The sequence below is a fragment of the Niveispirillum cyanobacteriorum genome, from assembly GCF_002868735.1.
Lineage (GTDB): Bacteria > Pseudomonadota > Alphaproteobacteria > Azospirillales > Azospirillaceae > Niveispirillum > Niveispirillum cyanobacteriorum.
Genome location: NZ_CP025611.1, coordinates 2,269,344 through 2,283,696, shown reverse-complemented (window position 1 = coordinate 2,283,696; position 14,353 = coordinate 2,269,344). Strand labels below are relative to the sequence as shown.

12 protein-coding genes are annotated in these 14,353 nt (G+C 66.8%); 7 read left to right on the top strand and 5 right to left on the bottom strand.

What is annotated here, in order from left to right:
* Positions 1-15 precede the first annotated feature (15 nt).
* Complete coding sequence (locus C0V82_RS10555; RefSeq protein WP_102112307.1) at positions 16-453, top strand: cell wall hydrolase; 438 nt, start codon at positions 16-18, stop codon at positions 451-453.
* Positions 454-556: 103 nt separating this feature from the next.
* Here C0V82_RS10555 and C0V82_RS10550 read toward each other — a convergent pair whose 3' ends face one another.
* Complete coding sequence (locus C0V82_RS10550; protein ID WP_102112306.1) at positions 557-778, bottom strand: hypothetical protein; 222 nt, start codon at positions 776-778, stop codon at positions 557-559.
* 256 nt (positions 779-1,034) lie between these two features.
* On the opposite strand from C0V82_RS10550, the gene C0V82_RS10545 reads away from it, so the two are divergent.
* Genes C0V82_RS10545 through C0V82_RS10535 form a run of 3 tightly spaced genes read left to right on the top strand, consistent with a single transcriptional unit; the run spans position 1,035 to position 3,683 of the window.
* On the top strand, positions 1,035-1,394 hold the full coding sequence (locus tag C0V82_RS10545) for a DUF952 domain-containing protein (RefSeq protein WP_102112305.1): 360 nt from the start codon (positions 1,035-1,037) through the stop codon (positions 1,392-1,394).
* Entirely contained in the window at positions 1,394-2,455 is a 1,062-nt protein-coding gene (locus C0V82_RS10540; RefSeq protein WP_102112304.1) for a quinone-dependent dihydroorotate dehydrogenase, read from the top strand. The genes C0V82_RS10545 and C0V82_RS10540 overlap by 1 nt, the downstream gene beginning before the upstream one ends.
* Before the next feature lie 43 nt (positions 2,456-2,498).
* On the top strand, positions 2,499-3,683 hold the full coding sequence (locus C0V82_RS10535; protein WP_102112303.1) for an EAL domain-containing protein: 1,185 nt from the start codon (positions 2,499-2,501) through the stop codon (positions 3,681-3,683).
* A 90-nt stretch (positions 3,684-3,773) separates the two neighbouring features.
* Here C0V82_RS10535 and C0V82_RS10530 read toward each other — a convergent pair whose 3' ends face one another.
* Genes C0V82_RS10530 through C0V82_RS10515 form a run of 4 tightly spaced genes read right to left on the bottom strand, consistent with a single transcriptional unit; the run spans position 3,774 to position 10,519 of the window.
* Complete coding sequence (locus C0V82_RS10530) at positions 3,774-5,858, bottom strand: hypothetical protein (RefSeq protein ID WP_102112302.1); 2,085 nt, start codon at positions 5,856-5,858, stop codon at positions 3,774-3,776.
* Positions 5,855-8,593 carry a DUF4159 domain-containing protein gene (locus C0V82_RS10525; protein ID WP_102112301.1) on the bottom strand — a complete coding sequence of 913 codons (2,739 nt, stop codon included), beginning with the start codon at positions 8,591-8,593 and terminating at the stop codon, positions 5,855-5,857. Before C0V82_RS10525 ends, C0V82_RS10530 begins: the two co-directional genes overlap by 4 nt.
* A 4-nt stretch (positions 8,594-8,597) precedes the next feature.
* Positions 8,598-9,494 (bottom strand): DUF58 domain-containing protein, encoded by an 897-nt coding sequence (locus C0V82_RS10520; protein ID WP_102112300.1) that lies wholly within the window; start codon positions 9,492-9,494, stop codon positions 8,598-8,600.
* A gap of 5 nt (positions 9,495-9,499) precedes the next feature.
* Positions 9,500-10,519 (bottom strand): AAA family ATPase, encoded by a 1,020-nt coding sequence (locus tag C0V82_RS10515; RefSeq protein ID WP_199772394.1) that lies wholly within the window; start codon positions 10,517-10,519, stop codon positions 9,500-9,502.
* A 116-nt stretch (positions 10,520-10,635) separates the two neighbouring features.
* Between C0V82_RS10515 and C0V82_RS10510 the strand changes: the two genes are divergently transcribed.
* The 3 genes from C0V82_RS10510 (at position 10,636) to C0V82_RS10500 (ending at position 14,243) form a co-directional block, all read left to right on the top strand.
* Positions 10,636-11,244, top strand: a complete 609-nt coding sequence (locus C0V82_RS10510; RefSeq protein ID WP_245924062.1) for a DUF1285 domain-containing protein — start codon at positions 10,636-10,638, stop codon at positions 11,242-11,244.
* 79 nt (positions 11,245-11,323) lie between these two features.
* On the top strand, positions 11,324-11,896 hold the full coding sequence (locus tag C0V82_RS10505) for a CoA pyrophosphatase (protein WP_370466023.1): 573 nt from the start codon (positions 11,324-11,326) through the stop codon (positions 11,894-11,896).
* A 58-nt stretch (positions 11,897-11,954) separates the two neighbouring features.
* Positions 11,955-14,243: an ATP-binding protein gene (locus tag C0V82_RS10500; protein ID WP_102112299.1), complete on the top strand. Its 2,289-nt coding sequence runs from the start codon at positions 11,955-11,957 to the stop codon at positions 14,241-14,243.
* Positions 14,244-14,353: the final 110 nt, after the last annotated feature.

Here is a 14,353-nt window from a genome sequence, read left to right as displayed (position 1 = left end):
CCAAGACAGGAGAGGATGATGACACGACCGCAATTGACCCCGGTATCCGACCGCGCACCCGCCGGTCCCGATGCCGCCTTGGATACGCTGGCCCGGGCCATTTGGGCCCATGGGCGCGACCGGGGTATTCGTGCCATGGAGGCGCTGGCCGCCACCGCCGTCAATCGCCGCTACCGCACGCCCGGCCGGACATTAGCCGATCTGGTGCAGGACCCGGACCTGTTCGCGGCCTGGGATCCCGATGATCCGCGCCATGCGGAGATGCTGGCTGCTGATAGCCGCGACCCCGCTTTCGCCGCTGCCCTGCGCGTGGCACGTCGGGCTATGGCCGGGGTGGATGGGATTGTCGGCGGGGCCGATCATTTCGTGGATGATGCCGACCCGCTGCCCGACTGGGCATCATCCCTGACGCCGACGGCAAGTCTTGCGGGGTTCAGCTTTTACCGGGCCTGAAAAAGAAATGCCGTCCCTTCACGGAGAAGAAGGGACGGCCTCAGTTTTCCTCTGGGAACAAAAAAAGAGATACGAAGAAGCAGAAAGCAGAAGTAAAGGCCGTTCAGTCAGCGGCGCGCAGCATGGCTGTATAGACAGCCATCACCGTCTCGATACTGATACTCCCGGCACGGGCACCGGCCGTCAGCATCTCCTGCGTCGGCTTCACGGGTACGGCGGTCAGGCCGCGAATTCCCATCTGTTCCACTTCATTCAAAGCGAAACGCATCCGTTCACTGAGCATGCTTTCATTGACGTCCTGGAACATGCGGGCCGCGTCCTTCATGGCGGTTACTCCTGACCCTGGTGGGGTGGGCCGCTGGTCGCAACATCGGCCCGCCCTGTGGATGTTCAAATACTGGCGCAGCTTCCGGCCCGGTACCACTGTTCAGACGTATAGTTTGGGGTATTCATCCAATACATAACCTTTCGCGCGGTCTTTCGCGCCGATGGCATTGCTGGCACGGATCGTGGCCGTGCTGGCAGTCGCCCCGCTTTCAGATTAGGGTGGCGTCCATCCTTTTGTCTTTTGAACGAAAACCATGGCATCCCCCATCTTCCATATGTGCCGCGCCGATGAATGGCAGACGGCCCAGGCCCTTGGCCGTTATGACGGATCGTCCCAGGACAAGGCCGATGGCTTCATCCATTTCTCCACGGGCGCGCAATTGCCGGAAAGTGCCGCCAAGCACCGGACGGGGCAGACGGGCCTGCTGCTGCTGACCGTCGATCCCGATGCCTGCGGTGTGGCGTTGAAGTGGGAAGCCTCGCGCGGCGGGCAGCTGTTCCCCCATCTCTATGGCCCGCTGCTGCCCCATGCCGTCATTCGCGTCGATCCGCTGCCGCTAGGTGACGATGGCTTGCATATTATGCCGACGCATGTGGCCGGCGGGGGGCTTTGATGGTCGATCTCTATCCCCTGGCCCGCCCGTTCCTGATGGCGATGGATGCCGAACAGGCCCATAACCTGACCATCGCGGCCCTGAAAACGGGTCTGGTCCCTGGCGGGTCACGGCGTGACCCGGACGTGCTGGCCGCCCGCGTCTTTGGCCTGGATTTTTCCAATCCCATCGGCCTTGCCGCCGGCTTCGACAAGAATGCCGAGGTGCCGGACGCCATGCTGAAACTGGGCTTCGGCTTCGTCGAATGCGGCACGGTCACCCCGCGCCCACAGGATGGCAATCCCAAGCCGCGCCTGTTCCGCGTGCCCACCGCCCAGGCCGTGATCAACCGTTTCGGCTTCAATAACCAGGGTCTGGATGCCTATGCTGCCCGGCTGTCGGCGCGGGCCGGACGGCCCGGCATCGTGGGTGCCAATGTCGGCAAGAACAAGGATACGGTGGACGCGGCCAGCGACTATACCGCCTGCATCCGCCGCGTGGCGCATCTGGCCAAATATCTGGTCGTCAATGTCTCCTCCCCCAACACGCCGGGCCTGCGCACCCTGCAATCACGCGACGCGCTGGCCGATCTGCTAGGCCAGTGCCTCGCCGCACGGACAGAGACGGGGGCCACGCCACCCCTGCTGCTGAAAGTGGCCCCCGATCTTACGGACGAGGATAAGGCCGATATCGCCGCCGTCGTTCTGGACAGTGGTATTGACGGCCTGATCGTCTCCAACACCACACTGGCCCGCCCGGCGGCTATCCCGCCCGCCCTGGCGGCAGAGGCCGGTGGCCTGTCGGGCCGGCCCTTGCTGGAACCGTCCACCAAGGTGCTGGGTGAGTTCTACCAACTGCTTGGCGGCAAGCTGCCATTGGTCGGTGTAGGTGGTGTCTCGTCGGGTGCCGACGCCTATGCCAAGATCCGGTCGGGCGCCAGTCTGGTGCAGCTCTATTCCGCCATGGCCTATCAGGGGCCGGCTCTGGTGGGCCGGATCAAGGCGGAACTGGCGCAGCGCCTGACTGATGATGGCTATGCTCACGTTGCCGACGCGGTTGGGGCCGCGCATCGCAAAGGCTGACCAAAGGCCTGCGACGGAGGGAACGGTTTAGGGAGGTGTGTGCATGAACTGGTTCCGCCATCTGGTGTTTGCCGCCGTCTATGTCGCCCTGGCCCTGGTCGTGGCATTGACCCTTCCCTTGTCGGTCGGGGGGATGGATGGGCACACCGCCCTGCTGTTCGGCATTGCCATCCTGACCTTCGGCGGGCTGCTGCATGAATTCTGGGCGCGTCAGGATGAACGCAGCCGCCTGGAATCCCGCATCTGGGACCTGGAGGCGGCGGCGGAGGAAATGCGTCTGGAACTGGACGCGCAGCGCGGCCATTCCGGCGCCCTGCCCGCCGACCCGCCAGAGGTGGCGGCGGTATTGTCCGAAGCGCGCGTGCTGGAACGGCTGGCCCACCGCCTGCCCGCATCCGGCCCGCGCCCGGCCGCCGGACCGGATGCGGGCCCCCTGTTCGCGCCGCAACCCCTGCCGGCTGATCCCGATGCTGTTCTGGACCATGTCCGCACGGCCTTGCGCACCGATCATGTGGATATCTTCCTGCAGCCCGTTGTCAGCCTGCCTCAGCGCAAGCATCGTTATTATGAGCTGTTTTCCCGCATCCGGGCCGGGATGGATGGCGATGGCAAGCCGCGCTACATGCTGCCCGAACAATATCTGGGCGTGGCGGCGGAGGCGGGGCTGATCGCGACCATCGACAATCTGCTGCTGTTCCGCTGTATTCAGCTGCTGCGGGAGACGGAGAAGCGGCACCAGAATGTCGGCTTCTTCTGCAACATCTCCGCTGCCACCCTGAACGATGCCGCCTTCATGCGGGAATTCGTCACCTATATGGGGCAAAGCCCGAACCTGGCGACCAAGCTGGTGTTCGAACTGTCACAGGATGATCTGATGCAGGGCGGCCTGTTCGCCACCGGCTTCCTGGACGGGTTGCGGCGGCTGGGCTTTCACTTTTCCATGGATCAGGTGGTCAGCCTGGATCTGGATTGGAACGAGCTGGCCCGCCACGAAATCCGCTTTGTGAAGCTGGACGCCGCCCGCCTGCTCGACCCTGACAGCCGCTTTGCCGATCCGCGCGCCGTGCGCGAACTGCGTCAGCAACTGGACCGCAACAACATCGACCTGATCGTGGAAAAGGTAGAGACGGAGGCGCAGCTTCTGGAACTGCTCGACCTCTATATCGATTTCGGCCAGGGGTATTTGTTCGGTGAACCCAGGCTGGCGAAGAAGCAGACGGCGGGCTGATCGTTCATGGGGGTGATGAAACACCCTATGAAAAACTGTTTCACCTTGTTGCACGGGGCGCGAAATCGGGACTGATGGTCTGGCCCGTGCCTACCCCCGCCCCTCCCGCCGCCAGGCCAGCACCAGCATACCCATGGCCAGCAGTAGCACCGGCAACGCCGGCAGCAGCGGGGTCTGCGTCACGCCCGTCACGACATGATCGCCATTGCCGCGCAGGCCCAGCCAGCCGGAACCGGCGGCATCGCGGTCGGGGCGGACGCGGCGGATGACGGGCACGGACGACCCGTCCCCTTCCAGCCAATAATGCCCGCCACCGGTCGCCTTCAGCGCTGGTTGCAACGGGTCGGGGGTAGAACGGACATCGGCCAGTTCCGGCGGGTTCACGGCGCCCACGACCGCTACCGCTGACTTCTCCCCATCGCTCACCCGCCAGATGCCGGGTTCGGATGCGATCAGGGTGCCTACGGACTGCCCCGTTCCGCTATCCCGCATCTCCACCTGCGTCGCCTGATCGGCGGGGGAGGTGACGGTGACGGGGCGTGTGTCGGGTTCCAGCGACCGGCGGGTGATGGTGATACGGCTGCCATCCACGGCGGTGCGCAGGTCGTTTTCCTCCAGCTCCGGCTCCTTCATCAGCCAGTGGGCCAGACGGCGAAGCAGTTCGGCCTGCGGCCCCCCACCCTCGTAGCCGCGTGACCAAAGCCAGAAATGGTCCGACGCCAGTTGCGCCACGCGACCCTGGCCCACCCGATTCAGGATCAACAGGGGCCGGCCTTCGGCCCCCGACATGACGGTCGCCCCCTTGTCGGCGGTCACGTCGATCTGCCGCATCCAGCGGCCCCAGGGACCGACCCCGTCAACGGCGTCCGTCAGGCCGGCCGTCACGGGGTGACGCTTGCCCACTTCCGTGACCGTCGGCTTGAACGGCTCCTCAAGCACGCGGCCGGTGGGTTCGGCGGGCAGGATGGTGCCGATGGGGGAGCGGTAGAGCGACATGGGCGTTGCGAAGGTCGGGCCACTGGCCTCCAGAAACGCGCCGCCACGCTCCACATACTCGGCGATATTGGCCAGATACATGTTGTTGATGACGCCGCGTTTCTTGTAGCGGTCGAAGATAATCAGGTCGAATTCTGACAGCTTCATCTCAAACAGCTCGCGGATCGGAAAGGCGATCAGCGACAATTCGCGGATGGGCGTGCCGTCATTCTTTTCCGGTGGCCGCAGAATGGTGAAATGCACCAGATCGACCGCGGGATCGGCCTTCAGCAGGTTGCGCCAAGTGCGTTCCCCCGCATGCGGTTCGCCCGACACCAGCAGCACGCGCAGCCGGTCGCGCACGCCATTGACCACCACAGCGGCGCGGTTGTTGGCCAGCGTCAGTTCGCGTCGCCCTGCCTCTGCCGTTAGTTCAACGATATTCAGCCCGCCATGGTTCAGGGGCAGGGTGATCGGCACCTCCTGTCCCACAGGCACGGCCATGCCGATCGGGTCCTGCCCGTCCTGGCGCAGGGTGACCGACGCCACCTCGCCGGCGGCAGCGGCGGGCAGGTCATCGATGCGGATGGTGAAGGTGATATCCTTGCCGACAATGCCGAAGCTGGGGGCCTGCACGATGGTCAGGCGGCGGTCGCCCTCGTCTTTCTCCCCCGTCAGCAGGGCATGAACCGGCCCGAAATCGGCCAGCGAGGGCAGGGTGGATGCCACATCATGCACCTGTCCATCGGTGATCAGGATGGCCCCGGCCAGCCGGCCGCGCGGTACGTCCGACACGGCGCGGGTCATGGCCTCCATCAGGCGGGTTTCCTCCACCTCCGCGTCGCCGGCGGTCCCGCCCCCGGCGCGCACCACCCGCACCTCCAGATCGGCAAAGCGGGACAGCTTCTCCTGGATCGCGGCGGCTGCCTTCTCGGTGCGGGCCGTGCGGTCGCCGATCTTCTGGCTGGGCGACTGGTCGATGACGACCACGGCCACATCCTTGATCGGCTCCCGCTTCTCGGTCACCAGCGACGGGTTGGACAGCGCCAGGATCAGAACCAGCAGCCCGCCCAGGCGCCACCAGCCACCGCGCGCCCGACGATACAGCCCGTAACCGGCAATCAGTACCGCCAGCAAGGCCAGCGGCATCAGGGCGTGCCAGGGGATCAGTGGGGCAAAGGCAATGTCCTGCCCGATCATTGGCCCAGCCTTTCCAGAATGGCGGGCACATGCACCTGATCGGCCTTATAATTGCCGGTCAGGGCATACATGACCATATTGATACCGACACGATAGGCAATCTCCCTCTGTCGTTCCGGTCCCGGAACAACGGGATAGAGGGGGCGGCCCCGTTCATCCATGGCCCAGGCGGCGGCCCAGTCATTGGACCCGATCAGAACGGCGGAGACGCCGTCATTGCTGGCATTATCCTCCCGCGCTTCGGCCCACAGCTCCCCGCCGGCATAGCGTCCGGGGAACTCCCCCAGCAGGTAGAAGGCCTTGGTCAGCACATGTTCGGGGCCGACAGGGGCCAGTGGTGGGATATCCAGCCCGCGCAGCAGCGCCTCCAGCCCCGGTCCGCCCGGCCCATCGCCGGCAGCGCTGGGCGTGCGGGTATCGATCAGGACCATGCCGCCCTGGCGCATATAGGCGTTCAGGCGGTTGCGCGCCGCTTCCGACAGGCTGGTCTGCCCCTCGGTCACGGGCCAGTAGATCAGGGGGAAGAAGGACAGTTCGTCATTGTCCAGATCGACAGGCATGGCACCCGCCACCTCCACCGCCGTACGGTCGGCCAGCACCCGCCCCAGCCCTTCCAGGCCGGCCTTGCTGACCCCGTCAACGGCCCCGTCACCGGTGCGGACATAGGCCAGCCAGTTCTGGGCCGTCGCCTCGATGGCGCGGGCATCGTCGGCCCGCGCGTCGCCCAGGGCCAGCCCGCCGGCCAGCAGCAGGGCCAGACCGACGGCGGCACCCCGGCCCAGTCCGGGCAGGCGTGGCAGCAGTCCGCGCAGCGACAACGCGATCAGCAGATCGATCAGGCCCAGGATCAGCGCCATGGTCAGCAAGGTCGGCTTCAGTTCGGTTTCACCACCGGCAGCGTACAACCCCTTGGGCACGCCCGCCAGCAGCGCATCGGGCGTGGTCATGGCCGGGATGGCGGGCGACAGGTTCAGCGCGCGGGGTGATTCGGCGGGACCGTAATAGCCCGGCGGATGACGCGGGCTGACCGGCCCGCCCAGATCGGCGGCGGCCAGGGGGAAGGTGGTTCCCGTTGGATCGGCCAGCCGCCCGAACCCGTCCAGAATGGCACGCGGGGCCAACATGCCCGATGCCTCCCCGCCCTCAACCCCGGCGGACAGGGCGACCACCCGGCGCAGCATATCCACGTAAAGCCCGGACAGCGCGAGGTTGGACCAGTCGGGTCCCGCACTGGTATGGACCAGGACCAGGGCCCCGCGTCCGCGCCGTTCTGCGGTGACCAGCGGCGTGCCATCGGCCAGCCGGGCCCAGGTGCGGGACGCCAGATCAATGCCGGGTTCGGCCAGCACCTGCCGCTTCACCGTCACATCGGCGGGCACGGTCAGGCCGTGGAAGGGGCTGTCATCGGCAAAGGGTGACAGGCCGGCGGGATTGTCCCAGGACAGGGCACCGCCCAGGGCCCGCCCCCCGGCGCGCAGCGGCACCGGGACCATCGCGTCGGCATTCTGCGCCAGACGTGGGCCGGCAAAGCGCAGCAGCACGCCACCACCCTCAATCCAGCTTTGCAGCCGCGCCATCTCTGCGTCCGTCAGCGACCCGACATCGGCCAGGATCAGCACCGACAGGGTGCGGTCCAGCAACTCCCCGATCTCCCCCTTGCGCAGTTCCGCATAGGGGGAAAGGGCGCGTTCCAGGTAGTAAAGGTCGGACAGAAGCGGCTGTTCACCCGCCGCCCGGCCAGAAACCAGGCCCACGGGCCGGCGGCGCCAGCGCTCATCGGTCAGCAGGACGGCACCGGCACTGTCCTGCCCTTCCAGGCGCAGGCTGGCCAGCTCGTTACGCAGTTCGGTGGGCAGGTCGAGCGGCACTTCCACCCGACCCTCACCCGCCGGCAGGGTGGCGGTGGCAGCGCCCAGCAACCGGCCATCGGCGCCCTGCGCCCGCAAGGTGATAGGCAGGGGCAGGCTGGTTTCCGACCGTTCGACGGGTACGCGCAGGTTGGCGCCGTCCAGCACGGGCTGGCGGATCAGCAGGGCCGGGCGCTCCTGCCCGTCACCGCGTACTTCCAATGCGCCCAGGCGGCGCAGATGGGTGACCAGATCAGCGGCGGCGGGATCGGCGATACCCGCCGGGCTGGCCGTGACGACCCCATCGCTCAGCCAGACGATATAGGGCGATCCCTGCGGCTTGAACGCCTGACGCAGTGTCTGCACGGCGCCGGCCCTGTCCACCGGCCAGGGGTGGGGCGTCATGGTCTGTGCCACCCGCTTGGCGGCGCTGGCCGGCATCGGCCCGGCCAGTGCGGGGGCATCACCATTGGGGGAGGGGGCCGTGGCCAACAGGGTGACAGTGCGTCCCTGCCGGTCAGCCTGATCGATCAGATTGTCCATAGCCGACAGCCGCGCCGGCCAGTCCCGCGCCGCCGCCCAGCCATTATCGACAACCAGCAGCAGCGGCCCGCCGCCTGGAAGCGTGGCGGCCGGGTTCAGCAGCGGGCGCGACAGGGCCAGGATGACCAGGGCCGCCAGAACCATGCGCAGAATCAGAATCCACAGCGGCGTGCGGTTCGGCGTCTCCTCCCGATGCACCAGATCGGCCAGAAGGCGGATGGCGGGAAAGCTGATGGTGCGCGGGTTGGGCGGCGTGACCTTCAGCAGCCAATAGAGCAGCGGCAGCGCGACCAGCCCCAGCAGCAGCCAGGGGGCGGCAAAGGCGATGGGACCCAGGTTCAGCATCGGCTCACCCTTCTCCCGACAGCGCCGCCCATAGCGACAGCAATGCCGTCTGCGGCGGCTTGTCGGTGCGGTGCAGGGTGAGGGTCCAGCCAGCGGTGCGCGCAATGGCGGCCAGCCCGTCGCGTTGGGCGGCCAGCCGGTCCAGATAGGCCTCGCGCACGCCATCGACACGCGGCACCAGCAACGATCCCTCGCCCTCCAACCCCTTGAAGCGCACGCGCCCCTCATAGGGCAGTGTCTCCTCACCCGGGTCCAGAACCTGCACCAGATGCCCGCGCACGCCGCGCGCAGCCAGCCGCGCCACCGCGCCCTCAATCTCCTCCAGCGGGGACAGAAGATCGCCGATCAGGACCGCCTGGGCATGGCGGGGCAATTGCACAGCGGTCGGCGGCAGGCCGGCGCCTTGATTGAAATAGATCTGCCCCGTCAACCAGTCGGCCAGACGCGGCAGGATGGACCGGGCGGCCGATGGCGGCACGTCACTGCCCGCCAATTGCACCCGCTCCCCCCCGCGCAGCAGCAGGGCGGACAAGGCCAGCGCCAGCAGGTCGGCGCGGTCGCGTTTGGTGGACAGGTCGCGCCCCGACCGCCAGTTCATGGACGGGCTGTCATCGCGCCAGATCCAGACGGTTTGCGCCGCTTCCCACTCATTCTCGCGCACGAAGACATGGGCGGATTTACCGGTCTGGCGCCAGTCGATGCGGTTATGGGCATCGCCCTGCTGGTACCGGCGGAACTGCCAGAATGTCTCCCCCGTTCCCACCCTGCGCCGCCCATGCGCCCCCTGCGCTACGGTCGCCGCGATCCGTTCGGCGGCGACCAGAAGGGCCGGCAGACGGCGTGCCAGATCCTCCGCCCGGTGCTGGGCGCGGATGGAGACGGGCGGATGGCGCGTATCCATGGCGGTTACGCCAGCGGCGCGCAAAGCTGATCGATGATGGCGTCCAGGGTGATGCCATCGGCCCGCGCGGCGAAGTTCAACGCCATACGGTGGCGCAGAACAGGCTTGGCAAGGGCGATGACATCGTCCAGCGACGGGGTCAGCCGCCCGTCCAGCAAGGCGCGGGCGCGGGCGGCCAGCACCAGGGCCTGCGACGCGCGGGGACCGGGGCCCCAGGCGACATGGCGGCGGACAATGTCCAGCGGGCTGCTGTCGGGCCGTGCATTGCGGACAAGGTCCAGGATGCCGTCCACGATGCTGTCGCCCACCGGCACGCGGCGGACCAGGGCCTGGGCCGCGATCAGATCCTGCGGCGTCAGGACCGCCGTCACCGTTCCGGCATCGGCCCCGGTGGTGGCGATCATCATGCGGCGTTCGCTGTCGCGGTCCGGATAATCCACATCCACCTGCAACAGGAACCGGTCCAGCTGCGCCTCGGGCAGCGGGTAGGTGCCTTCCTGCTCCAATGGGTTCTGGGTAGCCAGCACGTGGAACGGGCGGGGCAGCGGGTGATAATGGCCCGCCACCGACACGCGGCCTTCCTGCATGGCCTGCAACAGGGCCGACTGTGTGCGCGGACTGGCACGGTTAATCTCATCCGCCATCAGCAGCTGCGCGAAGACGGGGCCGGGGATGAAGCGGAAGGCGCGCCGCCCATCATCGCGTTCCTCCAGCACCTCTGAGCCCAGGATGTCGGCGGGCATCAGGTCGGGCGTGCATTGCACGCGGCGGTCATCCAGGCCCATGACGGTGCCCAGCGTTTCGACCAGTCGAGTCTTGGCCAGACCCGGCACGCCGATCAGCAGCAGATGCCCGCCGGCCAGCAAGGTGACCAGCGACAGGTCGATCACGTCCTGCTGACCGAAGATAACGCGTCCGATGGCCTGACGCGCGGCGGCAAGCTTATCCCCCAGCGCCTCCACATCCCGCAACAGCGCCTGCGGGTCGCTGTTGCGCCCGGCCTCCGTTGAATTCAGCACCATCATCTTCCCTTCAAACCCGACCAACACCCGTGCGATGGGTATAACACCCTGGGTACCAGAAGCTTGGCATCACGACTATGTTATCAATGCGGCATGAAGACCGCGACTGACAGAGCTGGATGGTCCAATCCACCATGACGGAATGCAAGCAGAATGGGCATGCCAATGCCGCCCCGCACGATGGGGCCAATGCAGCCGACGCCGCGCTGAAGGCGCTGGGCGGCGGGGCGCCGCGCACGCCCAGCGTCGAGGATGAAGCCTATCCCATCGTGATCCGGGCCGACGGCACCTGGACCTATCACGGCAGTCCCATCGGGCGGCTGCCGCTGGTGAAGCTGTTTTCGACCGTGCTGCGCCGGGATCAGGCGGGCGACTACTGGCTGATCACGCCGGCTGAACGGGGGCGGATCAGTGTGGAGGATGCGCCCTTCGTGGCCGTCGGCCTGGAGGTGCAGGGGGAGGGACCGAACCAGTCCCTGACCTTCACCACCAATCTGGAGACCAGCGTCACCGCTGGCCCCGACCATCCGATCCGCGTGGTGACCGATCCGGCCACTGGCGAACCGCGGCCCTATATCCGCGTCAAAGGACCGCCCGAGACACCGTTGGAAGCGCGGATAAACCGTGCGATCTTCTATGACCTTGTCGAACGGGCGGAACCCGGTGAGGCCGGTGATATCGGCGTCTGGAGCCAGGGGATATTCTTCTCCCTGGGTCGGGTGGATTGAGGGTTTAGCAGCGGTGCTTGAGACGGAAATGATGGCGGCCAGCCCCCTGATGCGGGGCATCCACGACCTGTTCGCGCGGATGGAGCCGCCGACGGGCGGGCGTGGCGATCTGGACGGCAATCCCGGCCTACCGACCGCCCCGACCCTGCGTGATGCCGCCGTCCTGGTACCGCTGGTCGACCGGGTGGAAGGGCCGACATTGCTGCTGACCCAGCGCACGGCCCATCTGGCGGCCCATGCCGGGCAGATCAGCTTCCCAGGCGGCGGGGTGGAACCGCACGATATCGACCCCATCGCTACCGCCCTGCGGGAGACGGAGGAAGAGATCGGCCTGCCGCGCAGTCATGTGCGGATTCTGGGCCGGCTCGACACCTATATTACCCGCACCGGATTCCGGGTGGTGCCGGTGGTGGCGCATGTCCGCCCGCCCTTCACCCTGACGCCCGATCCTAACGAGGTTGACGCCATTTTCGAGGTGCCGCTGACCTTCATCCTGAACCCCGCCAGCCGGGTGCGGGAAAGCAGGGAGTTCATGGGGGCACAGCGGCATTTTTGGGCCTTTCCCTATGGCGACCGCTATATCTGGGGGGCCACGGCGGGCATGCTGGTAAACCTGTGCGACGTGCTCGCGGGTCTCAATGACGCGACGTGACAATCCCCGCCTTCCATGGTTCATAAGGGGGGAATGTGCAGGCCAGGGGTGAGCCGCGATGGAAGTGCTGCGCCAGCTTGACCAATTGACCCTGTTGGTCACCTTCGCGGCGGTGGCGTCTGGTCTTGGCATATCGCTCAGCATCTACTGGTGGCGGCAGCGGGCCATTCCCGGTCTTGGTTTCCTGACTGGCGGTGTCGTGCTGGGCGCGACGGGCGTCGCCATCCTGGCCACACGCGATTACATCCCGCTCTGGCTGTCGGTACTGCTGGGCAATCTGGGGGTAGGGTGGGCGCATATCCTGCTGCTGCTGGGCATCCGGCGTTTCGCGGGGCGGCCCCTGCGCTGGACCGTGCCGGTCGCCACCCTGGCGATCCTGACGGCGGTACTGCTCTATGATGTGCTGCACCGGAACGATATCATCCTGCGCTCCATCGCCGCGTCGATCTGGCTGATCGGGATCAAGATTGCCATCGCCTATGAAAGCTGGCGACAGGGCAGGACAGTGGCGCCGCGCCTGTGGGTGGTGATCACCACCGTCTTCGTGGTGATGGCCGTTGTGCTTCTGGTGCGCATCATCGATATCGTCTGGCGGCAGGATGAGGGGGGCTTCTTCTCCCCCAATCCGGCGGCTGCCATCAATTTCCTGATGGCGACCGTGGGGCTGGTGGCCGGCTGCATGGCGGTCATGGCCCTAACCAACGATTTCCTGCAACGGCGGCTGGAGGCGGAAGCAGCGGAGAATGCTCGGGTGGCGCGCGAACGCGATCAGGCCGCGCAGACGGCGGATGCCGCCAACCGCGCGAAATCCGTGTTCCTGGCCGCTGTCAGCCATGAGATTCGCACCCCCATCAATGCCGTGATGGGGGGCCTGGAAATCCTGAATGGCCAGGGCCAGCACGACCCCGCCTCCCCCCAGGGCAAGGTGCTGGAGGTGATGGACAAGGCAGGACAGTCCATGCTGGCGCTGCTGGATGATCTGCTGGACATCACGCGGATTGAGGCGGGGCACCTGTCGCTGCTGTCGGCCCCGATGGACCTGCACCAGCGTCTGCACGACGCCATCGACCTGATGGCGGGGCGTGCGGCGGCGGGCGGGCTGTCGTTGGAACTGACCATCGGTGCGGATGTTCCCCGGCATGTCAGCATGGATGCGGCGCGCCTGCGCCAGATCCTGCTGAACCTGATCGGCAATGCCATCAAATTCACCGAACGCGGCGGCATCAAGGTAGTGGCCGCGCGACAGCCGCCCGCCGTCGGCCATGCCAGCGCCACGCCGGGTGCCGCCTTGGTGCGCATCACGGTGGCCGATACAGGCATCGGTATTCCCGCCGCCAAGCTGCCGCATGTCTTCGACGCCTTCTATCAGGCCGATGCCGGGGACAGCCGCCGTTTCGGCGGGGTCGGTCTGGGCCTGGCCATTTCCAAGCGGCTGGTCGGCATGATGGGCGGCACCATCCAGGTCGATAGCGCGCTTGGCCATGGCACCGTCTTCACCCTGGACCTGCCCATGCCACTGGCCGCAGCGCCGGCCCAGGCACCGGGTGCGGCGGCCCGCCTGCTGCCCTACTGGACCAGCCGTCCACAGGTGCTGTTGGTGGAGGATGATGCCGTCAACCAGTTCGTGGCAACGCAGTTGCTGACCCGGCAGGGTGTACAGGTGATCACGGCAGAGGATGGGGAGACGGCGCTGGCCATGCTTGTCACGCAGCGGGTGAAACTGGTGCTGATGGATATCGGCATGCCGGGCATGGACGGGTTTGAAACCACGGCCAAGCTGCGCCAGGGCGGCGGACCGATGGCGTCGGTACCGGTCGTCGCCCTGACAGCCAATGTCCTGCCCGAAACCGTGTCGCGCAGCCGGGCCGTGGGCATGCAGGGCTTCATCGCCAAGCCGATCAAGTTGGAGGAGCTTCTATCCACTCTGGCCCGCATCATCCCGCCCGACGGCGTGGGTGCAGTGGCCCTGGCCGGCGCGGAACCGGCGCAGGTCACCCAGATGCGGCCCACCGATAGCGGCCCGATGGGCGCGCTGCGCGGTCGGCTGGGCGGGCCGGCGGTGGATGGGCTGCTACTGCTGGCGGCACAGAATGTCGCTGATGCCCGCCGCAGCCTGCGCCCCACCGGTGATGATGACGCGATTGATGTCGTGGCGGTGCGGCGTCTGGCGCTTCGCATGGCCGATGGGCTGGACGCTGTCGGCTTCCCCGCCGATGCACAGGCCCTCCGCGATTGTCTGGGCCTGCTGCGTCCGGGACAGCCGGTCAACACGGCCCTGGCCGCCATGGACGCCATTCTGGCTGACGCACAGGCCCGTCTGCCGCGCATCCGCACGGCGGCGGAATGATCGCGAATATGGCACGACAGCCATTCATTAAAAGGATATCGGTGATTTATTTGAATTGATCCAAATCAGGGAAATGATCACACTGGGCTCTTATAAGAAAACCTGTAAGC